Here is a 26,538-nt window from a genome sequence, read left to right as displayed (position 1 = left end):
GGATTTGGCAATGCAAAAAATTAACCTCAATGCACTTTCTTTTACTGGCAAATCAATTAAGAAATTGATCTTCAATGCAATGCTATGGCTTTCTTTGGCATGTGCTGCGTTATTATTCTCGCCGGTCAATTTTCTTGCCGCAATTAATCTGGCTGAATTTTCGGAGCAACATGCCAATCTAATCGGCCTAGGTTTGATTATTGGCGCTGCGTATTTATTGACGCAGATCCTTAATTACTTCCTTGATGAAGCCATTGGCTATTTAAGTGATAAACGCTCAGTTGAAGTCATTGAAGAGAAGGTGAAGCTACTCGATCCTACCGAACGTGCTTTGTTGAGAGAGTTCTTTCTACAGGGAGAAACGATTTTGACTCTGCCTGAAGCGGAACAAGCAGTGAAGAGCTTGTCTAAAGCGGGAATATTGGAACATCTTGGTAATGAAAAACATTATGCTATTCAAGGTTCAACCGCAGACTTCAAAATATCGATGCGTGCTCGTGAGTACTTAAATCGTCAAGTGTTGCGCTTTCCGGTTGGAGAGCCTAGTGCTGAAGAGATGAAAAACCTGATTAAAGCTCGCCCGCAGTTCATTAATAGTTTTGTTACACCGCGTAAACACGCAGCTTAAGCTGTTTAGCTGTGACAGGTTCTGTTCGTTTAATAGTGAAAAAACGGACAAAAAAATGGGGGCAAATAGCCCCCTGCATTAATAGAACGTTGGAGATTAACTCTCAGGATCCGCAGACTTGGTATAGAACATCCACATTAGATAGGAGACGATACCTATCGTACTAAAAATTACTATCATTGATAGCAAGCCGATAGCGTTGCCAAACATCAAATCTAACCAGAATGCCATGTCCGAAATCCTCTTTCTTCTTAGTTCACAGTTAAAGTACTCCTCTGCATTCTTGGCGTAATTGATCTTGGTCAAGTTATAGAGTGGTTATTGGTATTTTGCTGCGCAAGTGTTAATAAAGATGGCGTGGATCACGTTTTGCTAATTGTGTAGAGCACTAAAGTAAGCGGCTTGTTGGTTTTGCCGGTGGTGAATGACCATTGAGGCTGAAAAATGGCCAGTTGATACAAAACTCAAATCAAAGTACTTGCCATTCCGATATCCGCAGGTATAATTCGCTTCACTCCTTGAGGTCCACCTCATTGAGTCGAGTAACAAAGCCTGAGTGGTGGAATTGGTAGACACGTCGGATTCAAAATCCGATTTCGAAAGAAGTGACGGTTCAAGTCCGTCCTCAGGTACCATTTCTCTTTAAGAGAAAATATTAAAGCCGACATTAAGTCGGTTTTTTTGTGCCTGAAATTCACCGATTAGTCACTTTTTGATGGAATTGGTATAAGTATATTGACCACTAATTTTCGGTTTCATTTGCAAAAAGGCATCCATTTGGGATGCCTTTTTTTATTGGGTTGAAATATCCAGCTTTAAGGTTCGTTAGCTTTTTAAGATCTCTAGCGGCAGGGCAAGCATGTCATCACCGCTACCGGCAAAATACCAAATGATGCCAATTAGCGCACCGACGGTGAGAAAGTACCAAACAGCAGAGAATATTTGACCGTAGCGATCAAGCGGTAGCAAGTGGCTTTGATGACGGGTTTTCCATTCAAACACTATTTCGGCGCTGCCAATGAGTAGCAGGAAGCCAAGTAGTGCTAAGCCTAAACTGTAGCTGATGTAGACGCCAACTGCTGCGCCTGCAATACATGCAACCAGCCCCATAACGCTGTTCATCGAGAAGCTGATGCTTTTAAGGATATGGCCGCCATCAAGGGGCAATATAGGTAACAAATTAAATAGATTGAGCAGGGCATTAAAGGCCGCTAATCCGGCAAAGAAGATATTACCTGTTACCCAATAAGCAATCAGCGCAGCGATTGACATCAATAGGCCAAAAGTAGGCCCCATTATCGAGATCACTACATCTTGCCAACGGGTATTAATCTTTTCATCACTTAAGGCTAAGCCGCCCATAAAGGGGATGAGGTAGATCCCTTTTGTTTTCATGCCAAAGTGCTTCATTGCCCGAATATGACCATATTCATGGAATACTAAACAGGCAATAAGCGCGAGAGCAAACTGAAATGAAAACAACCAAGAGTAGGCGGCAACACTGGCGCCAGCTAATACGACTTTAATGACCTTGGCGCTTTTTAATAGCTTAAAACCCAGTGAGGCTAGGCCGATCATGCTAAATTGCTTTTTCTCTTGAATGGCAACGGTTGGTACTTGTTGTTCGATATCTTTGGTGTTGCGTTTACCGCTAGCGATGACATTCTCATCTTGCAACAGCCGGTAATCGATGACAAAAGGTTGCCAACGTAAGTCTGTTTCTAAAGTGATTTTTATGGTTTTATGTGGCGCTTCGTCTGATGAATCAATTGCGGCTGGAGCTGCAGTATTAAGCTCAAAAGAGTGGCTTTTTAAGCCTTCGTTGTCACTACTTGCTTGAATAACCGAGACTAAGTCATTACCCCAAAACAGTTGTTGCCAGCCTGCCAATGAGCCTTCTAAGCGAAGCGGCTTACCTAGGCAGTCAATTTTCAATAATTCCACGTCATATCTCAACGATTTAAAGTAACGTTATTATGACGCTAACCATCACCCTTAGGCAATGGCTGTCAATCTGCCTATTGTATGATTATTTTTTAATACTGTAGTCGTAGTTGATCTCTTGATTACAGTTGGTAATACAACAGGGACCATGTTCTCTTTGGGTACGATTGAATGCGCCACCAATGTGGATCTCGATATTCGCGAAAACATGTTTTAAGGCATCAATACGGTAGTTTTTGTAATAGCTTTCTACTTCTTGCGTTGTCGTTTCAAACTCGGTTTCTTCTTCTCGCATTGTGCTGATAATTCGACGTTTTTCTTCTAGCATTCCCTTGACTTGCTCGACCATCATTTCGTCATCTTGCCATTGTGCTTTAGGCGGCAGGTTACCAAGTTGGCCTTCGATGTTTTTTACCGCGCCCCTCATTGAGGTAATGCTCTCTTTGAGCTGCACTAAATTATGTTTGTGCTCGCTAATATGCATGGCGCAGAATATTTCAGTTTTTGTACCCGCTGTTGCGCCAATGGCAACGACCTTGACTCCTTTATCGGCTTCGACTTTGCCACCGACTAAATCGCCGCGACGACCGCTTGCATCGCAAACAATTAGCTGTTGCTTAGTGTTGGCATGACTATGTAGTAGCTGTTTGGTTACAAGTATATTACCCGTGGCTTCAAGGTTTGAGTATTGCACGAATTGCGCACTGATTTGGCCTTGGGCTTTGAGCGTAGTAGAAAGCGCATTGTCTTTTAATTGTCGACCAATAACACCTTTGCTGACAGTGATATCGCCTTGAGCAATTAAGGTTGCTGAGTCGACAAAGCCCATAACAGTGATATCACCGCTGCTTTTAACTACCATGCCTTCGCCAACATCACCGGTAATTAATATGCTGCCTTTAAAGTCGACATGACCATAACCGACGTTGACATCTTTTATCTGTAGTACGTCATCAACTTGCATGCCGTTTTTGGTTTCTACCGGCTGGCCAGCAACACTGGCTATAAGCAGGTTAGGGTTGTCGGCGCAAAACTCAGTGCCCTCTCCAGCAAGTAGTTTTATATCTTTGCCTGGCTTAGCAAGCAGTTTATCGCCAAATACGTTGTAGCCATCAACTCCTGCTGTAGCAGGGTGCTTCATAATAAGTGCATTACCGACTTTTACCATGATAACCGAGCCGAGGTTACGCATATCGACGCTGCCGTCGCTATTCTCTTGAGGCTGCAATAGTCTTTCTCGCGCTAACATCACTTTGCGCTCAATAGTCGCGGCTTTGCCATGCACGGGCGAACGTCCACTGGCGATGATATTACAACATTCATCACCAGGTAACAGGTTGGCTAATTGGGTTAATGACAGCTCAATTTTGGGTTTACTTAAACCAAGTTTTATATGCTGAGATTTTAAGTGTTGCAGGATATCTTTTAAGGTAATCGTTTGACCGCCGTATGCCGCGGTTAATGTCATTGATGCTTGCATTTTATCATCGGAGAATTCAAAACTGATTGCGGCATCGCGACATTCAGCGATCTCAAAGCGTTGTTCAAACCGGCCGTCATCAGTACCTGATAATTGGTTTATTTGAATAACAGCTTTGCTAATCACCTCTTTAAGTGGATATAGGGCGCTAAAATCGGGGAACGCCAATAGCTCGACAATGTCCTTTTCAGTTAAAGGACCGTGAGTATTGGGAATGAGCGTTAATACGGCTTTTTTGCCGTCAACACCTAACTCTATAAGCTCCGGATGCAGCATGAAAATCCCTACGGTTTATTCGTTATTATTAGAGGTATTACCTTGGATTATAAGCACATAATATCCGTTTACGGAATTATAATGTATAAAATCTTTGACCAATATATCAGTTAAAATGTAACACTATATTGGTTGCAGAATAATCAACTAGTAGGGTTTTTATAGCATACTTTTATGCTTTGTTTCAGTTCTTTATATTGGAGTATATTTTGTAGCGATTATTTTCGGCACTCACGTTTACGTTGCCGAAATTTTCAGCGATACAATCCGAGTATGGCAGATGGCGATTGGCGACGATATGGAACAATCCCCCTCGCACTAAATTGGCTGCACTGGCTTTGACAAAATCTGTTGCAATATTGGTGGTACTGGCTAAACCGTCATGAAAAGGCGGGTTGGAGATAATGCCATTGTATTGGCGATTGGTTTGCGCCATGCCGTCAGATGCAAACACATTAGCGCTGAGTCCATTGGCTTGCATTGTTAGCTCGCAAGAAGCTAATGCCATTGCATTGATATCAACACAATCTAGCTTTAATGTGGGTTGTGCGGTGAGTAACGCTGCGGCTATCACTCCGGCACCACAGCCAAAGTCGAGCACATTTCCTTGCATTTTTGGTAGATTGTCGAGCAATAATTTAGTGCCTTCATCGAGTTTTTTCTCGCTAAACACACCAACCAAATTACAGATGGTGATTTCGCCCTGTGGGGTTTGCAGTTGATACTTGCTGTACCAATCTTGCAGTTTTACCGCAGGCGCCTGTCGATTCAGTTCGCTGGTAAATACAATACAGTGGCGAGCATTATCTGCTTTGAATGCCTTATCGAAGTAATCTGGTAGCTGTTTAGGTAGCGACTTAATACCACCTTTATTCTCACCTACCACAATCAATTGCCCTTGTGGTTTAAGATGTTTAGCTGCGAGATTAAACAGGTAAGGTGCGAGTGCTTTTGCTTTAGGGAAATAGACAATGACGCTGTCAAAGCACTCTTGGTTTGGCAGTTGATGACCAAAATACAGCTGCAGGTTTTTGGCTGCATAGGGCTGCATAATAAGGTGATGATGAAAATCCAGTGCTAGGGCACTTACGCTCGACGCACTCTCTAACAGCGTTTTAGGGAGTGTATCACCTTCATAGTTGAGTACTAATACAGTTTGGTCTTTGACTAAATCACTATTTCTAAGAAGGACTTGCGAAGCGTTGGTTAGCATGAGTTTTCAAGGTCGAATGTTAAGTGGCAGTAATTATACCCCATTGACCTAAATATGCACTTTTAACTGGTGACAAAAATGCCAGCTAATCATAGGTAATAGCTGGCATTTTATTCTTATAACTCGTTGGTATTTGATTAATCTATCTTTGGCAGCAGACTCATCATCTTTTCCGCTATCTGGGTGTTGTCTTGATTGCCTTTAAACAGATCGGCAGCTGGGCCAACGGCAAATACTTGCACGTCGCCACCTGTGTGGCCACTGGTCGTCCAGCCGGTATTACTGCGGATATCGATAAGCTTTTTCAGGGCTGTTTGCAGTGCTTCATTGCCCTGCATACGTGCATTGCTCAACTGTTGTAATTCTTCGGCTGTTAATTCAAAACCAAGACTTTTGCTTACTCCTGTTTGCCACTCATCACTGGCAATGGCTGCAACGCTAATGTTCGATGGGCTAGCACTAATTCCTTTTAAAAGTTTGGTGTCCCAAGCATATTCACCATTAGCACCAATAGAGAGTCCACCGGTATTATGATCTGCGGTGGCGACGAGTAAGGTATCCGGGTGTTGGCGCACATACTGCTCGACGACTTCCATTGCATTGGCAAAGCTGTGCATCTCCCCCATGGTGGTGGCGATGTCATTATTGTGTCCAGCCCAATCGATTAAGCTACCTTCGACTAATAGCACAAAACCTTTGTCGTTTTGCGATAGTAATTCTAAGGACTTTTGAGTCAAACGGCTTAAGGTATTCGCGTCTGTTTCGTTAATGACCCATGGCAGCTGCACCTCGGCAAACAGACCAATGACTTTGGGTTTGGTAATGGATTCAAGCTGTGCCAAGTCATCGATATGTTGGTAGCCTTTGGCCTTAAACTGGCTTAATAGAGCTTCAGAGAAGTATTTCTGCCCACCACCTAAAATCACATCAGCATCAGACTGCAACATATCGGTGGCAATCGCTTCATAGTTGCGGCGGCTTTCGTTATGCACCAAAAAGGCTGCAGGGGTTGCATGGTTTACTTGTGAGGTAACAGCCACACCCGTTGACATGCCACGGGATTTTGCCATCTGCATGATGGTGGTCAATGGGCGTTTATTAGTATCAACTGAGATTGCACCATTGTAACTTTTGAAGCCAGTGGCAAGCGCAGTAGCTGATGCCGCTGAATCTGTTACATAGCCGCTCTCTCTCGCAGGGTAAGTGGATGCCATACCCACTAACAAACGATCAAACACCGTTTGTTCAATCTCTTCAGTGTCGGGGTTGTCCTGAAAGTAACGATAGGCGCTGGTATAAGCGGGACCCATGCCGTCGCCGACCATGATTATCATATTCTTAGGTCGTGATGGTGCATCTGTAATATCGATATTGGCTGCAGCATACAGTGGCAATATGGCAAGGGCACTAAGGACCCAAGTAAAGGTGTTTCTAAAAGTCATACCGGGTCCTTGGACTGGTTATTTGTTGATTCTAGCTTCGATGGCATCCATTAACATACCGCTAATATCGACATCAAAAGCAGCTTCAATCTCTTTTATGCAAGTTGGGCTAGTAACGTTAATTTCAGTCAGCTTGTCGCCAATAACATCGAGTCCAACAAAGATTAGCCCGCGTTTTTTGAGTTCAGGGCCTATGGTGCGGGCGATATGCCAGTCAGATTCTGACAGAGGTTGAGCTACTCCGCGTCCACCGGCAGCTAAGTTGCCACGAGTCTCGCCTTTTTGCGGAATACGCGCCAAGGAGTAGGGGACGGGTTCACCGTCGACAACCAAAATACGTTTATCGCCAGAGGTGATATCCGGAATAAAGGCTTGTGCCATCGCATATTGCTGGCCTTCATTGGTTAAGGTCTCGATAATCACGCCAAGGTTTGGGTCGTCTTTTTTGACTCTGAAAATAGAGCTGCCACCCATACCATCTAATGGTTTAAGAATGATATCGCCTTTTGCTTTGTGGAAAGCACGAATGCGTTGCTCGTCACGAGTAACAACAGTCTCTGGAGTAAACTCAGAGAACCAAGCGGTAAACAGTTTCTCGTTAGCATCACGCAGGCTTTGCGGCTTATTGACGATTAACACACCTTGCTCTTCGGCTCGCTCAAGCATATATGTTGAGTACACGAATTCGGTGTCAAAAGGTGGGTCTTTGCGCATTAAAATAACATCGAGATCGGCCAGCGGAGTGTCGACAGCTTCTTCAAGCTGGTACCAATCAAGTGGATCTTGTTTGACTGTTAATGCGCGCATGGTAGCCATCGCTTGGCCATTCACCATGGCTAAATCATTCATCTCCATGTAAAACAGCTGGTAACCGCGAGCTTGTGCGGCCATTAACATGGCAAAGCTTGAATCTTTCTTAATATTAATGTCGCTGATGGGATCCATCACGATACCGAGTTTTATCATGGAGCGTATTCCTTATTTTATATTCATATCAAGGCTAAATATGGGGGCGACTAAGCCGGTTTTCTAGCATCGAACTGATATTATTATCACTGGCACAGCTAATTCACTGCGACGTTAAGTTTAACCAATATCACCAAATTTTAGCTGCAGAGCGCTAATGGTTGTCAGCGCGGCCGTTTCAGTGCGTAGTACTCTTGGGCCAAGCAGTACATCGGTAAATTTATGGGTTTCGGTCATGGTGATTTCAGTTGCTGATAAGCCCCCTTCAGGACCAATAACCAAGCGTACGCGGTTGTTAGGTAAACTGAGGCCATTAACGCCGTGAGAGGCTCTTGGGTGCAAGTTCAGCTTCAGCGAGTTTGTCTCTTCTGCGCACCAGTCACTCAGTTGCATGGCGGGACGTATTACGGGCACCACGCTACGGCCTGATTGTTCACAAGCACTTACCACTATCTTCTGCCATTGCTGGATCTTTTTCTCTAAGCGCTCACCGCTTAATTTGACCCCGCAGCGCTCAGAGAAAAGCGGTGTAATAGTGTTAACCCCCAGCTCGACAGACTTTTGAATGGTAAAGTCCATTCGGTCTCCACGGGAGATCACTTGGCCTAAATGCAGGTGCAGCGGTGACTCGCTGTCATTGCTCTCACAGGATAAGACCTTCACTGCGACATTTTTCTTACTGGCGCTGACAATTTCAGCGAGGTAATCATGACCATCTCCATTAAATAAACAGACTTGCTCACCAGCAGCCATTCTTAGTACGCGGCCTACATGACCTGCAGCTTCCTCATGTAGTGATACGGTTTCATCAATAGCCAACGAAGAGGCTTGGTATATTCTTGGGACTCTCATGGTACAGGTTTGCCTTATTCTGCGGTGTTCGATGCTGAGATTAGCTGCTGACATTGAGTCTGCACATAACGATTGTGGTTACCTTGCACTTTTGCAATCGCTTGATCTCGCTTGCACTCAATAGTATCAACTGGATAGCTTTTATCCCATGCTTTAAATAACTTTAATTGGCTACTGGATATTTGCAATGCATAGGCGCTTTGCATATAAAGATAAATTCGTGCGATTTGCCCCCGAGTATAGCTAGGTGGCTGGACTTTTCTTGCCTTAAAGTCAACGCTCATTGTGCATTGGCCATATTGTACTGGCTTAGCATTCCATTGGCTAAAGCGGTAGTTACTGCGATCGCCGTTCACTTCGCCAATAGCAGGCACTAGATTGTGTAGATCTGACTCCATCTTTTTAAATAACTTATCTGTTTTACCGCAGTTTTTACGACCACCTTGCTGCCAGCATTGGCGCTGGTGGCCAAACTCCCAAGCCGGGACGATATGTTCCCACTCTATTCTTGCTGCTCTTTTTGGCTGTTTGCGTACTTGATAACCACAGTGCTCAAAGTCTGTTCGCCATTTTTTGCCTTCTATTTTTATGTCACAGCCGCAATAGAAGCTATTGATGGGTAAGGACTGAATGTAGATCTCTTTGGCTAATCGTTTTGCTTGACTGAAACTGCTTGGGTGTTTTGCTTGAGCAAAGCTCTGCAGGGGTGTGATCCATATAATACTAAGCGCTAATAAAAGTGTTTTAAATCCAATGCTGTTCAATCTTAATCCCCATATTAACCAATCGTAGGCTCGTTTGCGGCGATTGTAAGGGAGCTGAGGGGGTGGGGCAATATATGAAGCGAATGAAAGCGTTAACTAGGCTTTGAATTTTGTAAATTGTGGCCGCACTTGCGGCAACGGTATTGGCTGTCGCCACGTACAACTTTATTGTGACGCCTAACGCTTAAATTGATTGAGCCGCAGTTGCAGAAATATTCAAAGGTTTTTCCCTCTACGGATTGAGTATTAAAGCTATGGGTAGTGCGTGGTTGACGTTGGTAAAGTTGGCGCATTAAACGTTGCCATTCCATACCGTGGGGCTTGACTCTGCCATAGAGTTGGAAAGCTAATAGGTGGCAGATCTCATGTGGTACGACATCATCGATAAAAGCTTGTGGATTATCTTTTAATAGCATTGGGTTAAAGCGCAGTTTATTGAGTTGCAAATGGGCTGTGCCGGCACTTTTTCCGCGTAATTTAAAGTTAACTTCTGGTCGTGGAAATGACTTGGACAGTGCTGATTCCGCCATTTGATAACAACGCTCAATTTGCTCGACAATCGACTGTTGCAACGGGTCGTTAAACGTCGCTTTGGGGTGGTTAACTAAAGAGGCGGTTGTTAATAACTTGGACTTGAAAGGGTTAAGCGCTTTAAACATTGGCTCTATGAACTCATGGTTGATGAACCCGCAAAAGGCGAGTTCATCAATGTTACCTGAGTCTAAACCATCACGCTAGTTAGAGAGTTGTTGCCGCCACCTCTACCATAGCTTTCACTTGTTCAACAATATCGTGTTCTACTTGAACGTCGTATGCTGCAATACGCGGTGTGTGAATATGGCCAACAGCAATACTGCTATTAAACTGCTTTTGTAGCAAAATTGCGCGGTAAGATATTTCATTGGAGAGATAGCCGCCGCCAGAACCTTCTACTGAGATTGCATTTTGCAGTTGCGCTAACGATTTTGCTTGAAACTCGCCTTGCGCTAGTGTCGACACCGTATGGTTGTCATTCACTTTCCAAGGGCCTTGCACGGTTTGCATTGCTGCGATGGGTAGAGAAAATTCAACAAACTCAGGTCCATTAAGTGTGCCACCATTAAACAAAGGTGCGATAGGGGCTTGTTTGTTAGCACCGGTTAGCACGTTTAGGTTATCTGGTGCTGCTGCGCTGCGGTTGCGTCCAGGGAAACGTTCAATATCAAATTCATCGCGCCCCATACTGACAGTGAAAATCATATCCACGCTGTTGTCGCGATAGATGGGTGTCAATATAGACTCAATGAGTCCGTCATCAAAATCGGCAAACCGTACTGGGATCATTGCGGTTTCAATTTGAGCTTGTTTGCCATCCACCTTGAAGCGATAGCCATCAAGCGCCAATGCGACTAAACCTGACGGATTACTCTGGTCGATATGTCTATCGAGGAAGAAAGGATCGAAGCCTGTGATGAGAATTTTAATCTCTGCATCATCTTTAAAATTAATGTCACTTAACCCGCGAGAAGACTTCTCAACTGCCTCAATAAGAATATCTCGTTGCCATGCGGCAATATTAAAATCAGGCTTTTGCGTCTTCAATAGTTCTCGCATCGCCAGGCGATTCCAGTATAAAGAGCGATCGTCCAAGTGGCCTGATTGGACATCTCTTACCGCTTGTTGCCATAGGCGCAAACCTTGGTGGGCAACCATTTGAGTGATTTTAAGTTCATCAGAGTGCTGAGCGTATTTGTCGGCAAGGTTAGTGACGAATGCTTGATATCGATTGACGACCTCAGGTATAGCCTCTGTTGCAGTTGGTAATCTAGCCTCTTCAACGTCGAGTTTTGCGAAAGCAGCGGTTGAGGTTGTGCCAGCAAAAAGTGCAGTGGCGATAAGTGCCATGCTAAATGATTTCATTACTACGTCCTTGGTTATTATTCTCAGTTTCACAACGTGCAGTGAACGTTAAAAACTGTTCTCTCAGGCTATTAGTTCATTTTCATCAGTATGCCTTAGCGATGAAAGCATTGAAAGCGACGAATAATTATTCAGCTTGGGGATCGACTATTGCCATTATTTCGCCACAATTGCTCCTCTTATTGCCACTTTTTAAAAGTTATTAAGCGTTATCATTAACGATAGAAAGTTCGGTGTAAAAGAGATGACAAATGACAAAATTGATATCGCTGATGCTGTTCAGCATTTTGGCCGCTGTGGCACTCATTGTTGACGCCAATGATTATGATGACCATAGCGTGCAGTTGGCAGAACTCAGATTGACTCCGCAATTAACAACCGACTGGGACTTAGTTTTCCAGCAGCATCAAGTTGAAGGAGTGCTAGTGCTTTTTGATCCCCAGCAACAGACCTTGACCACTAATGATCTGAATCGAGCCAATACAGGCTACATTCCAGCATCAACCTTTAAGATTGCTAACGGACTAATAGGCTTGGAATTAGAAGTAGTGGCAGGTACTGAACAAGCCTATCCGTGGGATAAGCAACAGCGTGCTTTTAAAGCTTGGAACCAAGATCACACCTTTAAAAGCGCATTCAAGTATTCAGTGGTACCAATATTTCAGCAAATTGCTGGAGATATAGGTAAACAACGGATGGCTAATATGTTGGCAAGTCTGGAGTACGGCAACCAGAAGGTGGGGCCAGAGCTGGATAGTTTTTGGCTTGATGGTGATATACGGATTAGCGCCATTGAGCAGCTACAGTTTTTGCAAAAGCTACATGATCAAAGCTTACCTGTGAGTCAACGTACACAAGAGATCATCCAACAGGTGATGTTGACTGAATCCACCGACGACTATGCCATCTACGCTAAAACAGGGTTTGGCCATCATGGCGATAAATACATTGGCTGGTGGGTTGGCTGGTTAGAAACCGATGAGCAAACCATTTATTTTGCGCTGAATCTTGATCTTGATGATATGCAACAAGCACACTTACGCCAAGAAATAGTGAAACAGATCCTGCCATTATGAGGTAAGGGTTTCACACCATCAAAGACTGCAGCGACTCCTGGCTGGTGAAGCGTTTATGGAAAAAGTCGAGGAACACACTAATGTTGGTCGCCAGTTGGCGGCGACTCGAATAGACGCCATAAACCTTAAAGGCTTCCATAGGCCACTCTTGTAAAATAGGTACGAGGGAGCCACTTGCCAGCTCATTTTTACAGACAGAGTTGGATAACATGGCAATACCAAAGTCATCCATCACCAGCTGTTTAACCATCACTGCGCTATTTACCCTCACTTTACGCTTGAAGTTAACCATGGTTTTTCTGGTGCCTTTACCTAATGGCCAGATAGGCGCTGAGCGAGATGTTCCTAATAATATACCACTATGAGTTGCCAGCTCTTGTGGGTTGGCTGGGGTGCCATGGGTTTTCAAATAACTAGGGCTTGCCACTAATATCGGTTGGCGCTCGAATAATAACCTTGCCACTAAATCACTTGATTGCAGTGGACCATACTTAATCGCGATGTCGTAACCTTCACCGACCAGTCCAACGTCATTGTCGGTAAATTGCACGTCGAGTTCTACATTTGGGTACAGTCGCATAAAGCCGCTGCAAAGGTTGGCGATAAGCTCTTGGCTAAAAGAGACCGGTATAGCAACTCGCAACGAGCCGGAGACATCATTGTGGGTGTTTTCGATAGTCGCTTTGGCAGCTTCTATTTCATCGCTTATACTGGTGCAATGCTGGAAAAAAAGCGCGCCAACCTGAGTTAAGCTCAGATTACGGGTATCTCGCTGTAAAAGCCGAACCCCTAGCTGCTCTTCAAGCTGGGCAACCTTGCGACTAATGGTTGATTTTGGCATGCCTGTTTCGCGGGCGGCTTGAGAGAAACCCTGGGCTCTAACAACCGCTGCAAACAGCATCATACCGTTTAAATCTGGCATGTTATCTTCACTGTCTCAAAAATGGAACAAAGCGTCTAGTGCAGTTTAATAGCAATTGACGGGATAACAAAGTTATATTTACGGGCTAAAAATTTCAGAGGCTAAAAGCAGAGGATCTTTCGATGACCAGCAAAAATCAGCCCGCTAACATGACTCAAGCGCAAACTGCCGATCCGCTTTTCTTAAAAGCAGAGCATTTGGCTAAAGACTTTTCGCTGTTTCCTGAGCACAGTAAACAGACACTATCTGAGGAGATCAAAGGTCTTCTTGGTGATGACGAAATCCAAGCAAATCTAAAAGACCTTGCTGGATTGGATGTTGATGGTTATGTCACTAAGGTGATCCAACCGACACAAGACAAGAACCGCCCCGGTGCAAAACGTATCATTGCGGATCTTAAAGGTAAGCTTGTTACCGAAACCCACATCGGCCCTTTTTATAGTGCAGAGATTGAACTGAATTTTGGATCTCGTACTCGCCGTATTGGTTTTGTTGCACAAGAGCGTACGACAGCTAACGGTGCGTGGATGCCTGAGCATCACTTAGCCTGCTGTAAAGCGATTCGTCACTTCGCCGAATTGTCTATGCCTATTATCTACCTTATCGACACCCCTGGTGCCGATGCAGGTGAAATTGCAAACAGCCAAAACCAAGCTCACACAATCTCTAAGGCGATTGCAGAGAGTGCCAACGTTGACGTACCAACAGTTGGTATTGTAATTGGTGCTGGTTACTCTGGTGGTGCTATTCCGCTGGCTGCAGCTAACATCTTATTGTCACTGCGTGATGGTATTTTCAACACTATTCAGCCACAAGGCTTGCAAAGTATTGCACGTAAGTACAACTTGTCTTGGCAAGAATGTGCTAAATCTGTTGGTGTTTCTCCTGAAGAGCTATACACCTCTGGCTGTATTGATGGCATTGTCGATTTCTCGCCGTCAGACAAAGATGAACGTCAACATAACTTACGTCGTGCCATTATTAGTAGTGTTGAAGCTGTTGAGAAAGCGGCGGTACAGTTTGTACGTGAATCATCGGATTTACGTGAGCATTATGACCGCAGTCTAGAACGCTTCTTAGCACCGTCTAAAAACTTAGCAGCACTAGAAGTGAATGCTGAGTTAGCAGTGGCTAATAACCCAACCATGCACTTAAACCTGTTTGGCAGCACCTACCGTTACTTGCGTTACCTCACGCTTCGTAGCCGTATCCACTCTATCTCGCAAGAGCAGTATGGTCGTCTATCTAAGGTCAGCGTACCTGAAGGTGATTTGCTAGCTCGTATTCAGCAAGAGCAAGATCGTGTGTTCCAGTCTTGGTTATCAAGCCCTGATAAATTGGTTTATGACGAAGAGTTGAACAAGCTATGGGGTAACTTCACCTCTAAGCGTGATGATGTTTCAACTGAGCGTAACATGCTGACACGTTTGATTTTGGGTGAACCAAAAGAGAACTATAAGAAAGCCCGTAAAGCGCTTATCTTTAATATCAGTTGGTCGCTATACCACCGCTGGAAAGGTAATGCAGAGAATAACTTCAAAGGGCTAATTAGCTACCTTGAAACATTGCCTTCAGAGGTGACTCAAGCTGACTGGCCTGAGCTGAACCAACTTACTGTACTCGATGTTATTGTGCATGATGAGCTACGTGAAGATTTCATCTGGCAGTGTCATAACATTTTGGTATTCAACGCGCTGTACGACAACGTAGTGGGTAACCTTGCTTCAATCGCTAAAGAAGCGATGATGTCTAAGAGCCTATCTCGTAGTTCAGTTGATAACCTATTACATGATTCAATCGACAGAGCACTATCGACTCAAGATGTTGCCAACGACAAGAACAAATTCTACAAATGGCTGAAGTACTTTATGTCTCAGTCAAACCGCGCAGAACTGCTGACTCGTACTGAGCAGTGGAAGAGTGTTGGTTTCCCACAGTTAAACGACAGTCTATTTGTTATTTTGACTTACTTCTTCGAACGTCTACTGCCTGAGTATTTTGACAGTGAAGAAGAGAGCAGCGAATACACTGGCGCGATTAACCCGGTACGTATCGGTCGTCGTAAAGACTTCTGGAACCGTTTGACCATGGGTTATCAAGATCTACTGATCCAGAAAGTCCTTCGCGACGAAAAGCGCGCAGGAAAAATGGGTTGGGATGCGATCGTTGGTAAATTCTTCTCTGATTTTGAAGAGATTAATGGCGATAAGATGTCAGCTAACCTGCTGAACTTCCCAGGCTTCCGTCTTTCTATTGAAGATGCTATCGATAAAGGTATCCGTCCTTGTGGTTTAATCACTGGTGTGGCTGACTTTGAAAGCGATGGTAAGCCAATGCGCGTTGGTGTTGCAGTTTCAAACACAGCATTCCAAGCGGGTGCATTTGATATGGCCGCGGCAGAGAAATTTAGTGCGCTATTGATTGAATGTGCTAAGCGTAAACTGCCGGTTATTTGCTTTATCAGCTCAGGTGGTATGCAGACCAAAGAGGGCGCTGCAGCACTATTCTCAATGGCTGTAGTGAATGACCGTATTACTCGCTTCATTCGTGATAACGAATTGCCAGTATTAATGTTCGGTTACGGTGACTGTACTGGTGGTGCTCAGGCGAGCTTCGTGACGCATCCTTTGGTACAAACTTACTATCTATCGGGTACAAACATGCCGTTTGCTGGTCAAATGGTTGTGCCTGCATACTTGCCATCAACGTCAACCTTATCTAACTACTTGTCTAAAGTGCCTGGCGCAATGAATGGTTTAGTCGAAAACCCATTCAGCACCACTTTGGATGACCAGTTAAGCAGCATTGATCCATTGATGCCAAAACCTACTGGCAAAATTGAAACTATCATCAGCAACGCGTTGTCGACGCTGGTTCCTGAAGCGGAAGCGGAAGAGGAAGAGATCGTTCAAGATGATCCTCGCACATTGATGAAGCCAATCAACAAAGTCTTGGTGCATGCTCGCGGTTGTACTGCGGTTAAGCTTATTCGTAAGGCACACGATAATAATATCGATGTGGTGCTAGTGGCTTCTGATCCAGATATGACATCAGTACCTGCTGACATGCTTAAAGCAAACGACAAGCTGGTTTGTATCGGTGGTAACACCTCTGATGAAAGTTACCTCAATGCATATTCAGTGTTGAAAGTTGCTGAATACGAAAACGTTGACGCACTGCATCCAGGTATTGGCTTCTTATCTGAAAGCCCACAATTTGCTGCACTTTGTGTGAATAATGGCGTTAACTTTGTTGGTCCAAGTGTCCACAGTATGACGACCATGGGTAACAAGTCGAATGCGATTAAAACTTCGCAAGACCAAAACGTACCTGTAGTGCCTGGTAGTCATGGTATTTTGACCAATGCAGAGCAAGCGGTAAACGTAGCAACTGAGATTGGTTACCCTGTACTGCTTAAAGCGGTACAAGGTGGTGGCGGTAAAGGTATTCAGGTTGTAGAACGTCCTGAAGATATGATTGAGCTGTTCCAAAAGACCTCGACAGAAGCCGCAGCAGCATTTGGTAACGGCGATCTTTACCTAGAGAAATATGTCACTTCATTACGTCATATCGAAGTACAGTTACTGCGTGACCAATTTGGTAATACTAAGGTACTGGGTTTACGTGACTGTTCAGTGCAACGTAACAACCAAAAAGTGGTTGAAGAGTCGGGTTCAACCATGTTGCCTGACGAGCTTAAGCAGCAAGTGATGGAATATACCCGTGCACTAGGTGATGCGACTGATTACATGGGCGCTGGTACCGTAGAATTTATCTATAACTTAGACGCTAACGAAGTCTACTTTATGGAGATGAATACCCGTCTACAGGTAGAGCATCCAGTAACTGAAGCGACATCTTGCATCGATATCGTAAGCGCAGGTTTTGACATTGCAGCAGGTCGTTCAATTGCAGACCTTGAGCCACAAGACAAAGGCTATGCGATGGAAGTACGTGTCACTGCTGAGAAAGCGGCACTTGATAGCAATGGTGTCTTACAGTTGTTACCAAATCCAGGTCTTATCACTGAATACAAGATGCCAGAGCGTGATGATATTGAAATCATCTCTATTGCTGGTGAAGGTAAAGAAGTATCGCCTTACTACGATAGCTTGATTGCGCAAATTATTTGTCGCGGTGAAAGTCGTGAAGATGTCATCAACAAGTTGCACGACTACTTAGCCAATGAAGTGGTTATTAAAGGTATCGCGTCTAACATTCCACTGTTAACACGCATCCTTAAAGATGGCACTTTCAATGAAGGCGTTTACGATACTAACTACCTACCACGCTTTATGGCTGAGCTTGATATTCCAGAGCTTATTGCTGAGATGGAAGCTGCAGCAGAAACTGTGGGCGTTGATACTGAGTCACTGCGTGTTGGCGAAAGTAATGAGCTTAAAGTGATGGCACAGGGCGCTGGTATTTTCTATACCTCTCCTGCACCAGGTGAAGCTGATTTCGTTAAAGAGGGTGATATTGTTACCGTGGATCAGACTTTGGCGCTAACTGAAGCGATGAAGATGTTCTCACAAGTGACACTAGCAGGCTTTAACCGTAAGAACGCTGTACTGTACCCTGAAGATCAGCAGTACCGCATAGAGCGTATTCTTAATAGTAATGGCCAGCAGGTTTCACAAGGTGAATTACTGTTTGTGGTATCGCCAGTAGCGTAATCATTGAGTGTAAAGCAGCGTTGAGTTTCGGGGCGCTGCTTTAGCCTTTATGGATATTTGAAGTACCCACCTATCGGTGGGTATTTTTTTGCCTAAAATTTTAGGCAAGTCAGTCGATAGTTTTATACCAATTGCATTTAACAACTGATGGCAGTAGTTTTAGCTCAATTGCTATAACAAGAACATAGAGGTTTATTGATGAGAGGCTGTGGTTAGCTCATCAGCATATTGATAAATGGATTCATTAAAGGTTGAAATTGCTCAATTGAAGTTAATGTTGAGTGCTGTAGAGCAAGAGAATCGCTTGCTCAAGACTGATAATACTGAACTGCGACAGCAAAAATTAGTGTTAGAAGAAAAGCTTAATGCCGCACTCGATGGCACGGGTTTATGCTTATGGGAGCAACATATCCCTTCAGGTAACCTCACTATGTTCAATATGGAGTGGGGCTCATTACTCGGCTACACCATTGATGAACTAGCTGCACATATTGATAGCTGGAAAGGCAATCTACACCCTGAAGATCGGAGCTGGGTGATCCAGAACTTTGACGATCATGTCAGCGGCAAAACAGATTCCTACCAAGTAACCCATAGAATGCTGCATAAAGATGGAAGTGTGAGTTGGGTTTCAGATCGCGGTCGAGTCATAGAGTTTGATGATAACGGTCAGCCACTGCGAATAATGGGCACCCATATCGATATAACGCAAGAGAAGCGCTATGAGCTTGGTTTAGCTGAACTTGCGAATAAAGACCCTCTAACAGGTTTATTGAACCGTAAGGCGCTCATAGAGGCCTTTGAGCTATCAAAACAGTTAACTTCCACTGGTGCACTGCTATTTATTGATCTTGATGACTTTAAAGCCAATAACGACCATTACGGGCACAAATTTGGCGATAGCGTACTCATCGCAATTGCTAACAAGTTAACCTTATATCTACAAGAAACAGCTGATATCGCGCGTTTAGGTGGTGATGAGTTTGTTGTGCTTTATCCTGCCGAAGATAGAGCGCTACTAACCGAAGTTGCCACTGAATTATTGCGACTGTTTGCAGCGCCGCTAGAGGTTGAAGGTCGCCGTATTAGCATTGGCTTGAGCATTGGTATCGCTGTCTATCAAACTGATGAGCAATTTAGCACTGTCTGTGAACATGCCGATACTGCAATGTATCAAGTAAAGCGACAAGGAAAGAACTGTTTCCAGTTTTTCCCTTAGTATATTTAGCGTTGCTCGTTAGCGATTATGTCTTGGTGTTAATGCTAAGGCGCCGTTCCCCCACTGACTTAATACCGCACTAACCTCTCCGATGCTGGCATCAATTAAGGTGACTCTCTCATTTGGCACTAATTTCAATGGTCCAGAAAAGCCTGTAGGTGCATGGGGGATAAGAACACTTGAATAGCTCGCACCTTGCTCGACTAGATAAACAAACTGTTGGCTACCATCTTGATTATTAAGCATCGCGGCGCGAAAACCACCCTTGTATTCACCCTTGTTATTAACTGAATTCTTATCGCAGAAAATACCGCTCGCGAGTTGCTTGATGGAGCGATAAAGTGCTAAACGGCCAATTGTATTACGTTCGATATGACGAAAGAACTCGGTCATGAATGCGGACTTTAAAAAAACGCCAAATAGTAGTGACGTTAACGCTAGAGTGAGTAGTGCTAGACTAAGCGGGTGTTCTTCTAACCCCATAAGTGAACCTGGGAGTAGCTGCACTATTGGACTCGATAGGCCGATAAGGAGCTCTATCATTTCATCGGCCATAAGATACAAAAAAGGAGTAAGGGTAATACCACTAGAAAGCCGCCAAATAGGCTGGCCTTTATCAAATCAACTGCATTTTTCATCTTATCCTCGCAAGGTTATCTGTTAGATAGGCTATTCAATGCGGCGATAATACAGAACAAATCGAATATGTCCGTGGTAGTAACTATGCGATAATTTTATACGTATAATTAACTTACACTTAACTCCCTGCTTAGGTTGATAAAAGTCGATGCCGCAGGTGTCAGTGGCAAGTTTTTACGCCAAATTAGCGCTAAATCCCAAGTCAGTTGCGGGTTGAGCGCTTTATAAATCAAGGTGTCGGAATTTACTTTTTGGCAGATAGGTTCAGGCAAAATAGCCACCCCCATTTTAGCTTCAACCATTGCGGCGATAAAATCCCACTGGCCACTTTGAGCGGCGACATTAAGCTCTACATTGGCTGCTCGACTTAAGCGATGAATTAATTTTGTCAGTGAGAAGTCATCGTTATATTGAATGAAAGGGAATGGCGCCAGATCTTGCCAACAGATATTGTCTTTTTCGGTTAGCGGGTGCTCTTTCGGTAGACAGGCCATGAGTGGATAGCCCTTAAGCTCCAAGCTATCAAATTCTTGAGTATGGGTCGTTGGTAAGGCTGTAAAAGTCAGATCTAGGCTGTCGTTAAGCAAAGCTTGCTCTGCACCGAAACCGCCTAACTCTTGAATACTCAGCTCAACCCCTGGGTATTGTTTCCTGAATTGGGCAACGAGCTCAATGATCATTTCGCCCATCATTGGACAAACTCCTAGGCGCAATTGCCCTGTCTGTAAGCCATTAAGGCTATTAAGATCTTCGCGGAGTCTATGCCACTGCCCGACAATTTGCTGTGAAGTGCAGATAAGTGCTCGACCAGCTTCTGTGGCGATCACTTTCTGATTATTACGGATCAGCAGTGGTTGACCAAGATTCTCCTCCAAGCGCTGGATCATCTTAGTTAGGGTTGGCTGAGTCAGGTGCAGCTTTTCTGCCGCACGGGTGTAATTGCCCATTTCAACCAAGGTCACGAAACAGTGTAGATTCTTAATTTGAATATTCATGCTTATATGGAATGTAGTCGATGGATATTATTCATTTTACTAATAGTGCAAACAAGATTACTTTGACCTCAACCACATATCCAACCATTTATTCCATTATCAGAGGTCACCGCTATGAAATCTTACCAAGGTCTGTTTGCTCAAGCGCTTTATCTTGCCGCAATGCCATTAAACTCAGAAGAATCGACTAAGGGCAAAGCGAATATCAACGAACAAGAATCTATTGTTGAAGAGTCTACCAATAAGTAGGCTTAAAATACTCAAAGCACAACGTTGACAATAATGCCGAATAATTCAGATCAAGCTATTGCCAGCCAAAGCACCATTTTTCTTCGTTTGTTAATTCGTGCCAATCTATTTGATATTGGGCACGAGTTAACACCGCTTCAAACAGACATAAACTGACCGCACCCTCTTCATCAAATTTTACTTTAGTGATTAAAAAGTGTTTCTGCTTTTTTCTAGGCTCAATGGCAGTCCACTTGCTATGAAGCAACTTTCTTGGATTTATTTTATTCATGGTTGTTTCTACGAAACGAAGCCACGAAAAGATCAGTTACGATCGATAACAACAAGTAGATAACAGCGGGAAAAGCAATCTGAACCCATCGATATTTTAATGATAGGTTCGATTAGGGGATAAGTCGTTAGTTTAGTAGTTCGTGATCTGCAGGTAATTGACGGCTGATCCATAGCACCAGTTTGTGCTTCATATTGGGGCCATCTTCTTTGTCTTTGGATAAGGCTTGAATGAGATTATCTTTAACTAATAAGCGGTAAATGCATTCCACTTTATCTTTCGGTGAAATACCTTGGCCGAAATCAGAGAACCCTCTTTTTTTTGCATAACCCACACCAATTTCCATTGCCAATTTGAGTAATTGTGCATCGTGCTTTCCAGACTTCATATAGACACTTCTTAAGTCGATTGATATAGCTGTAACGTTACCTGAATCTAACGGAATGGCAAGAGCCATTGCTTGGATAAAATGAGTTTAATTATTCGCACTAATATCGGTGTTTATGGCGTTTGTTGCTCTTTCAGTGACCACTTCAACATTAGTGGGCCAGTAATGGTGGTAATGGCGATAATCATCACTAATTCAGTGAATAGTTTTGGGGGAATGATACTCGCCTGACGTCCCATTTCAGCAAAGACTAGACCCACCTCACCGCGAGGCACCATAGCACAACCAATGGTGAGTTTTTTTCGCCATGACCCCTTAGCTGCTAACCCTGCAATGAGTTTGGTCAATACGGCAACCAGCGCCAGCCAAGCGAGCAGCATTAATCCCGTTCCACTCAGATCCAGCTGACTTAGATCAACGGTAATCCCCACATAAACAAAGAAGATAGGTGCGAAAACATCGATAAGAGGCTTAGTCGACTTTTCCAGCCTATGTGTAAATGCAAAGGGGTTTTGCAGGTAGCGGTTTATTGGAGAGACAAATTGCCGTGATAAAGCAATACCTACAGCAAAGCCCCCGAGCAGGGCAGGAGCGCCGAATAGGTGGGCTAACCAGGCAAATAGGCAGATGAGGGTGACGACAATGAAGACGTCATAACCGGGCTGTGTAAATCGTGATTGCAGTCCGCGCGCGATATAGATAAACGCACGAGCTAATGGCGGCGCAATAAGCAAAAAAATGATGACCTTGAGAGTTAACAGAGATATCGATAGTAAGTTTAATTGACCTGAATCGTTGAAATTTAACAAAATGCTCAGTAAAACCACCCCTGCCACATCATCGATGACAGCCGCCCCTAAAATAATTTGCCCTGCGTGGGTATGAGTCTGTTTCGCTTGTGACATGACTCTAATGGAAATCCCGATACTGGTTGCGGTTAGGGCACAGCCAAAAAAAAGTGCGGTAAATGTGGATAAGTTGAGCCAGTATGCAGCCGAAGCACTAGCTATAACAGCGGGGAACAGAATGCCACTCAAAGCGACCCATAAAGAGTGTCCCCTCGCGTGATAAAGTCGCTTGATTGAAGTGTCACAACCGATATCAAACAGCAGCAGAATCACCCCTAATTCAGCCAGAACTGAAAGTGTATTTTGAGGACTAACCCAGCCTAAAACAGAGGGGCCAATAAGTAATCCTGCAACAATCTCTCCTACTACTGCGGGTGAACCTAATTTAGCGGCAAATTCCCCTAGCAGTCGACCGCAAATCAGGATAAGAAAGATGGAAATTACAAAGCTGTCTATTGCCAATTTCCGCTCCTTAAATTATTTCCGCACCACTTTTGATCTTGATCATGAGTCTGCTGCAAAGCGCTGCAGATCTGAACAAGCTTGTCTAAGCTAAAGTAAGGTAATAATAGCTGGAGCAAACCATGGATAAGGTATTTATTATTTCGCAACGAGAAGAATCTCATGTAGATGCTATTGCTGCGGGAATTGATTTGGCAAATGCACTGCAAAAACGTGCGGAAATTTTTGCCTACAGCTTCGAGTACTTTGGTAGTGCTGAATATTATAATACCAGCTTCGCTGCGGTAGCTCATAAGCATATTATGAAGCAACGCGAGGCAAAGATTGAGGCGGCACTGGAACAGTTGCAGGCAGAAGAAACCCCTATCCATAGTATTTGGAGTAAAGACCTGTCTGAACATGCCTGTAATCATTCTATTCGTCATGGATTCGATCTCATGGTTAAAGCGGTGCACCATGCTGAGCACTACCTCCCTGTTGATTGGAACTTGATCCGCCATATTCAAATTCCCCTTATGCTATTGACCGATAACCCTCTGCATAAAGGTAATACTGTCATGATGGCTGTCGACCTTGGTAATGAAAAACCGATTAAAAAGCAGCTTAATGAGTCTGTCATTAAACATGCTAAGGCCTTAGCTAAAGCCACGGGTTGCCAACTGCACCTAGCTTTCATTATCAGAGTACCTAAAGTCCTTCGTGATATGGACTTGATCAATACCAGCACCTTGGTAAAAGATGCCTACAAAAAACATCAACAGCAACTCGCTCAGTTGGAGCTCGATCCGGACTGTATCCATATTACTATTGGTGAACCAGAGCTTTGTCTTTACGAACTTTCTTGTCGTTTTAAGGCGCGTTACTTAGTCATCGGTGCCTGTCAGCGTCGCGGCCTTTCTGGTTATATCGTTGGCAACACCGTTGAGTCGATAATCAGCAGGATCCGCAGCAATATCTTGGTTATACCTGCTGATGTTTGCTCATCGTAACCGTTATTGTCGAGTGTTTTTTGTTCTACCCTTTGATCTATAGTCAATAATTAATGAGTTAGGCTGTTAATCGGATACTTAGTTGACCAGCATCAAAGGTAAGCTGTGTGCTGCACAAATTAAATAGGGGAGGAAGCAAGCACAGTTTGGAATTACGCGGCTGACGTTTAGCTAAGCTGTATCAATGATGCGGTGATGAAATTTATCGTTTGCCTGAGAAAATTGGCTTGAGCCATAAAAAAACCACCCCAATAGAGGTGGTTTTAACGTACTTACTTAGCAGGCTTGAACAAGGTTACTTGTTTGAGAAATCGTTCTCTACAAGCTCTGTTTTGTTCTCTGCTTGCGGTGTATGACACTGGGTACAGTTGTAGTACTCATTGTTAAGCTTAGCGTCGGCTAGCAAGTGTGAAGGATCGATCTGAGTCGCCTTCATACGTTTTGCTTTAGCTGGGCTGTGACAGCTCATACAACCGTTTTTCTTAAGCGTGATTGGGTATTCCGCTTTATGTGGGATCATCGGTGGTTGATGTACAAAAGTACGCTCAATTGACTTACCACGTTTAGGGTAAACCGGTGCTGCATCGGCAGCACGAATATCGGTGATCTCTGACTTACCAAGTGAGCTAACGTTTACCGGCTCTGCTTGAGAAGTTGCTTGCTGACCAGAACAAGCGCTAAGCGCCAATAGCGCAGCTAAGGTGAGTGCTTTTTTCATTGGTTGTTCTCCGCCTTTAGGGCAATTCGATTTTGATACTGGAAAACGCGTTGGGCACAAACGTCGATACAACGGCCACATTGAGTGCAATCACTGTCGGTTATCATCGGTTGCTGTCCTCGCAAGGCAGGTTTTAATACCTGTCTTTCGGGGCAGACGTCAAAACAATCCATACAGTTATCACAATCTTTGGCATTCACTGCCGATACTTTAACTGGACTGGCTTTACCAAGCAGGGCAAATAATGCGCCTGTTGGGCAAAGGTGTCCGCACCATGCTCGCTCACTGATAAACAGATCCAGTAAGAAGGTAGCGGCCAATATCCATAAGCCACTGCCAGCGCTAAATAACACTGCTCGATACAGTACTGGAACAGGGTTTAGCCATTCCCACACTGTCATGCCTGTTAGCACGGGCAGAATAAGCACGAGTGCTAGTAAGTAGTAACGCAAATTTCTTGGCATCTCACTGGTGCGAGGCAAGTTCATTTTGCGGCGTAACCAACTAGCAAGATCTGTCACCATGTTAACGGGGCAGACCCAGCTGCAAAATACTCGACCACCCAGTAACGCATAAAACAGTGCGATAATGACGGCGCCAAGTATCAGGCTTAGCTCTGGAATATGACCTGTCAGTAGCACTTGCAAGCTGGCAAGTGGATCTGACAGAGGTACAACACTTAAAAGCTCACTGGCTGAGAGGTTACCTTTTAGCAACCACAGGCCAAACCAAGGGCCGATGGCGAACATTGCAAAAACGCTGATCTGGCTTAAGCGGCGTAAGAATAGGAACTTGTGGGCTCGCCACCATCCTAGTTCATCGATTGCCGCCTGGGCGAAGCCCGGCTTTTTCAGGCTATTATTTTTGCTGTGGCTCATAGCTCAAGCCCCTTGTTCAGCATCTCAAGTGTGGTTTCTTCAGTGTTGATATAAGTATCGTGTGCAGCAGTTTTACCGAGTGCAATATGAGCAGGCAGTACTCTAATTGCGGCTTCCTCTAACACGCAAACATGTTCACATTTACCACAGCCAGTGCAGCTATCGCTGTTGACCGTAGGTAGGAACATAGCGTGGTGGTCGCTACGATTATTGTGTTGCATTTCAAGCGTGATAGCGTCATCAATTAACGGGCAAACCCGGTAACAAACATCGCACCTTAAGCCTTTAAAGTTGAGGCAGTTCTTCTCATCGATAAGTACCGCTATTCCCATTTTTGATTGATCGATATCGGTAAGTTCATGATCCAGCGAGCCCGATGGGCAAGCCTTAACACAGGGGATATCTTCACACATCTCACAAGGAATAGTGCGGGCGGTGAAATAGGGCGTGCCCGTTGCTGCACCTTCAAACCAGCGCGCTAGTTTGAGGGTGTCATAAGGGCAAGCTTCTACACACAGACCGCAGCGTACACAGGCTGAGAGAAAATCATCTTCGCTTAATGCGCCTGGAGGTCGAATCGCGAGTGGATCTAACTGCGCAGACTGTTTAGCTACAGCAGTTATTCCCATCCCTAGCAAGCCCATTGCGCAACCTGCCTTAGCCGAAGTGGCTAAGAACTGGCGGCGATTGACGCCTTTGACGCTGAACTTACTTTGATTGACCTGACTCATTTGCTTTCGTTGT

General features: G+C 44.4%; 25 protein-coding genes and 1 tRNA gene. 7 read left to right on the top strand and 19 right to left on the bottom strand.

Features of this window, described 5'->3' with window-relative positions; translation table 11 throughout:
* Positions 1-10 precede the first annotated feature (10 nt).
* Positions 11-628: a superinfection exclusion B family protein gene (locus AB4135_RS01950; protein ID WP_371989852.1), complete on the top strand. Its 618-nt coding sequence runs from the start codon at positions 11-13 to the stop codon at positions 626-628.
* Between the two features lie 96 nt (positions 629-724).
* On the opposite strand, the gene AB4135_RS01945 is transcribed toward AB4135_RS01950, so the two are convergent.
* Entirely contained in the window at positions 725-859 is a 135-nt protein-coding gene (locus AB4135_RS01945; RefSeq protein ID WP_079891968.1) for a DUF3149 domain-containing protein, read from the bottom strand.
* A gap of 319 nt (positions 860-1,178) precedes the next feature.
* On the opposite strand from AB4135_RS01945, the gene AB4135_RS01940 reads away from it, so the two are divergent.
* Positions 1,179-1,263: transfer RNA gene (locus AB4135_RS01940), tRNA-Leu, on the top strand.
* Between the two features lie 190 nt (positions 1,264-1,453).
* On the opposite strand, the gene AB4135_RS01935 is transcribed toward AB4135_RS01940, so the two are convergent.
* The 9 genes from AB4135_RS01935 to AB4135_RS01895 all read right to left on the bottom strand — a co-directional run bounded on the left by AB4135_RS01935 (position 1,454) and on the right by AB4135_RS01895 (position 11,464).
* Positions 1,454-2,572 (bottom strand): site-2 protease family protein, encoded by a 1,119-nt coding sequence (locus AB4135_RS01935; RefSeq protein WP_371989850.1) that lies wholly within the window; start codon positions 2,570-2,572, stop codon positions 1,454-1,456.
* 85 nt (positions 2,573-2,657) lie between these two features.
* Positions 2,658-4,328 (bottom strand): DUF342 domain-containing protein, encoded by a 1,671-nt coding sequence (locus AB4135_RS01930; protein ID WP_371989848.1) that lies wholly within the window; start codon positions 4,326-4,328, stop codon positions 2,658-2,660.
* 184 nt (positions 4,329-4,512) lie between these two features.
* Positions 4,513-5,541, bottom strand: a complete 1,029-nt coding sequence (locus AB4135_RS01925) for a methyltransferase (RefSeq protein WP_371989846.1) — start codon at positions 5,539-5,541, stop codon at positions 4,513-4,515.
* A gap of 137 nt (positions 5,542-5,678) precedes the next feature.
* Positions 5,679-6,983 carry an alkaline phosphatase gene (locus tag AB4135_RS01920; RefSeq protein ID WP_371989844.1) on the bottom strand — a complete coding sequence of 435 codons (1,305 nt, stop codon included), beginning with the start codon at positions 6,981-6,983 and terminating at the stop codon, positions 5,679-5,681.
* 18 nt (positions 6,984-7,001) lie between these two features.
* Entirely contained in the window at positions 7,002-7,949 is a 948-nt protein-coding gene (gene gshB, locus AB4135_RS01915) for a glutathione synthase (RefSeq protein ID WP_371989842.1), read from the bottom strand.
* A 120-nt stretch (positions 7,950-8,069) separates the two neighbouring features.
* A complete protein-coding gene (rsmE, locus tag AB4135_RS01910) occupies positions 8,070-8,801 on the bottom strand; it encodes a 16S rRNA (uracil(1498)-N(3))-methyltransferase (protein ID WP_371989840.1) in 732 nt (243 codons plus the stop codon).
* 14 nt (positions 8,802-8,815) lie between these two features.
* Positions 8,816-9,523 (bottom strand): endonuclease, encoded by a 708-nt coding sequence (locus AB4135_RS01905; RefSeq protein ID WP_371989885.1) that lies wholly within the window; start codon positions 9,521-9,523, stop codon positions 8,816-8,818.
* A gap of 134 nt (positions 9,524-9,657) precedes the next feature.
* Positions 9,658-10,224, bottom strand: coding sequence for a SprT family zinc-dependent metalloprotease (locus AB4135_RS01900; protein ID WP_371989839.1), 567 nt, complete (start codon positions 10,222-10,224; stop codon positions 9,658-9,660).
* A 79-nt stretch (positions 10,225-10,303) separates the two neighbouring features.
* The gene (locus AB4135_RS01895) at positions 10,304-11,464 is read right to left on the bottom strand and encodes a hypothetical protein (RefSeq protein WP_371989837.1); all 1,161 of its coding nucleotides are present in this window, start codon (positions 11,462-11,464) and stop codon (positions 10,304-10,306) included.
* Positions 11,465-11,715: 251 nt separating this feature from the next.
* On the opposite strand from AB4135_RS01895, the gene blaOXA reads away from it, so the two are divergent.
* The gene (gene blaOXA / locus AB4135_RS01890) at positions 11,716-12,540 is read left to right on the top strand and encodes a class D beta-lactamase (RefSeq protein WP_371989835.1); all 825 of its coding nucleotides are present in this window, start codon (positions 11,716-11,718) and stop codon (positions 12,538-12,540) included.
* A gap of 10 nt (positions 12,541-12,550) precedes the next feature.
* Here blaOXA and AB4135_RS01885 read toward each other — a convergent pair whose 3' ends face one another.
* Complete coding sequence (locus AB4135_RS01885) at positions 12,551-13,462, bottom strand: LysR family transcriptional regulator (protein WP_020914446.1); 912 nt, start codon at positions 13,460-13,462, stop codon at positions 12,551-12,553.
* A 122-nt stretch (positions 13,463-13,584) separates the two neighbouring features.
* Between AB4135_RS01885 and AB4135_RS01880 the strand changes: the two genes are divergently transcribed.
* Both AB4135_RS01880 and AB4135_RS01875 read left to right on the top strand, forming a co-directional pair.
* On the top strand, positions 13,585-18,138 hold the full coding sequence (locus AB4135_RS01880) for a biotin carboxylase N-terminal domain-containing protein (protein ID WP_371989833.1): 4,554 nt from the start codon (positions 13,585-13,587) through the stop codon (positions 18,136-18,138).
* 235 nt (positions 18,139-18,373) lie between these two features.
* Positions 18,374-19,357, top strand: a complete 984-nt coding sequence (locus tag AB4135_RS01875) for a diguanylate cyclase domain-containing protein (protein WP_371989831.1) — start codon at positions 18,374-18,376, stop codon at positions 19,355-19,357.
* A gap of 18 nt (positions 19,358-19,375) precedes the next feature.
* Here AB4135_RS01875 and AB4135_RS01870 read toward each other — a convergent pair whose 3' ends face one another.
* Positions 19,376-19,900 carry a hypothetical protein gene (locus AB4135_RS01870; protein WP_371989829.1) on the bottom strand — a complete coding sequence of 175 codons (525 nt, stop codon included), beginning with the start codon at positions 19,898-19,900 and terminating at the stop codon, positions 19,376-19,378.
* Between the two features lie 203 nt (positions 19,901-20,103).
* Entirely contained in the window at positions 20,104-20,991 is an 888-nt protein-coding gene (locus tag AB4135_RS01865) for a LysR family transcriptional regulator (RefSeq protein ID WP_371989828.1), read from the bottom strand.
* Between the two features lie 114 nt (positions 20,992-21,105).
* Between AB4135_RS01865 and AB4135_RS01860 the strand changes: the two genes are divergently transcribed.
* Positions 21,106-21,240 (top strand): hypothetical protein, encoded by a 135-nt coding sequence (locus AB4135_RS01860; protein ID WP_371989826.1) that lies wholly within the window; start codon positions 21,106-21,108, stop codon positions 21,238-21,240.
* A 55-nt stretch (positions 21,241-21,295) separates the two neighbouring features.
* On the opposite strand, the gene AB4135_RS01855 is transcribed toward AB4135_RS01860, so the two are convergent.
* The 3 genes from AB4135_RS01855 to AB4135_RS01845 form a co-directional block, all read right to left on the bottom strand.
* Positions 21,296-21,511 (bottom strand): TIGR02450 family Trp-rich protein, encoded by a 216-nt coding sequence (locus tag AB4135_RS01855; protein WP_371989824.1) that lies wholly within the window; start codon positions 21,509-21,511, stop codon positions 21,296-21,298.
* A gap of 127 nt (positions 21,512-21,638) precedes the next feature.
* Entirely contained in the window at positions 21,639-21,899 is a 261-nt protein-coding gene (locus AB4135_RS01850; RefSeq protein ID WP_220735713.1) for a DUF5062 family protein, read from the bottom strand.
* 113 nt (positions 21,900-22,012) lie between these two features.
* Positions 22,013-23,209, bottom strand: coding sequence for a cation:proton antiporter (locus AB4135_RS01845; RefSeq protein ID WP_371989822.1), 1,197 nt, complete (start codon positions 23,207-23,209; stop codon positions 22,013-22,015).
* A 122-nt stretch (positions 23,210-23,331) separates the two neighbouring features.
* On the opposite strand from AB4135_RS01845, the gene AB4135_RS01840 reads away from it, so the two are divergent.
* Positions 23,332-24,198, top strand: coding sequence for a universal stress protein (locus AB4135_RS01840; protein ID WP_371989820.1), 867 nt, complete (start codon positions 23,332-23,334; stop codon positions 24,196-24,198).
* Positions 24,199-24,493: 295 nt separating this feature from the next.
* On the opposite strand, the gene AB4135_RS01835 is transcribed toward AB4135_RS01840, so the two are convergent.
* The 3 genes from AB4135_RS01835 to napG are packed head-to-tail and all read right to left on the bottom strand — an operon-like array spanning position 24,494 to position 26,525.
* Positions 24,494-24,916, bottom strand: coding sequence for a nitrate reductase cytochrome c-type subunit (locus tag AB4135_RS01835; RefSeq protein ID WP_371989818.1), 423 nt, complete (start codon positions 24,914-24,916; stop codon positions 24,494-24,496).
* The gene (gene napH / locus AB4135_RS01830; protein WP_371989816.1) at positions 24,913-25,794 is read right to left on the bottom strand and encodes a quinol dehydrogenase ferredoxin subunit NapH; all 882 of its coding nucleotides are present in this window, start codon (positions 25,792-25,794) and stop codon (positions 24,913-24,915) included. Before napH ends, AB4135_RS01835 begins: the two co-directional genes overlap by 4 nt.
* Complete coding sequence (gene napG, locus AB4135_RS01825) at positions 25,791-26,525, bottom strand: ferredoxin-type protein NapG (RefSeq protein WP_248972780.1); 735 nt, start codon at positions 26,523-26,525, stop codon at positions 25,791-25,793. Before napG ends, napH begins: the two co-directional genes overlap by 4 nt.
* Positions 26,526-26,538: the final 13 nt, after the last annotated feature.

Origin of the sequence: Shewanella sp. 10N.286.54.B9, assembly GCF_041468565.1 — a bacterium.
Classification (GTDB): domain Bacteria; phylum Pseudomonadota; class Gammaproteobacteria; order Enterobacterales; family Shewanellaceae; genus Shewanella.
The sequence above is the reverse complement of the archived record's forward strand: the minus strand, read 5'-3'. Positions and strand labels throughout refer to the sequence as shown.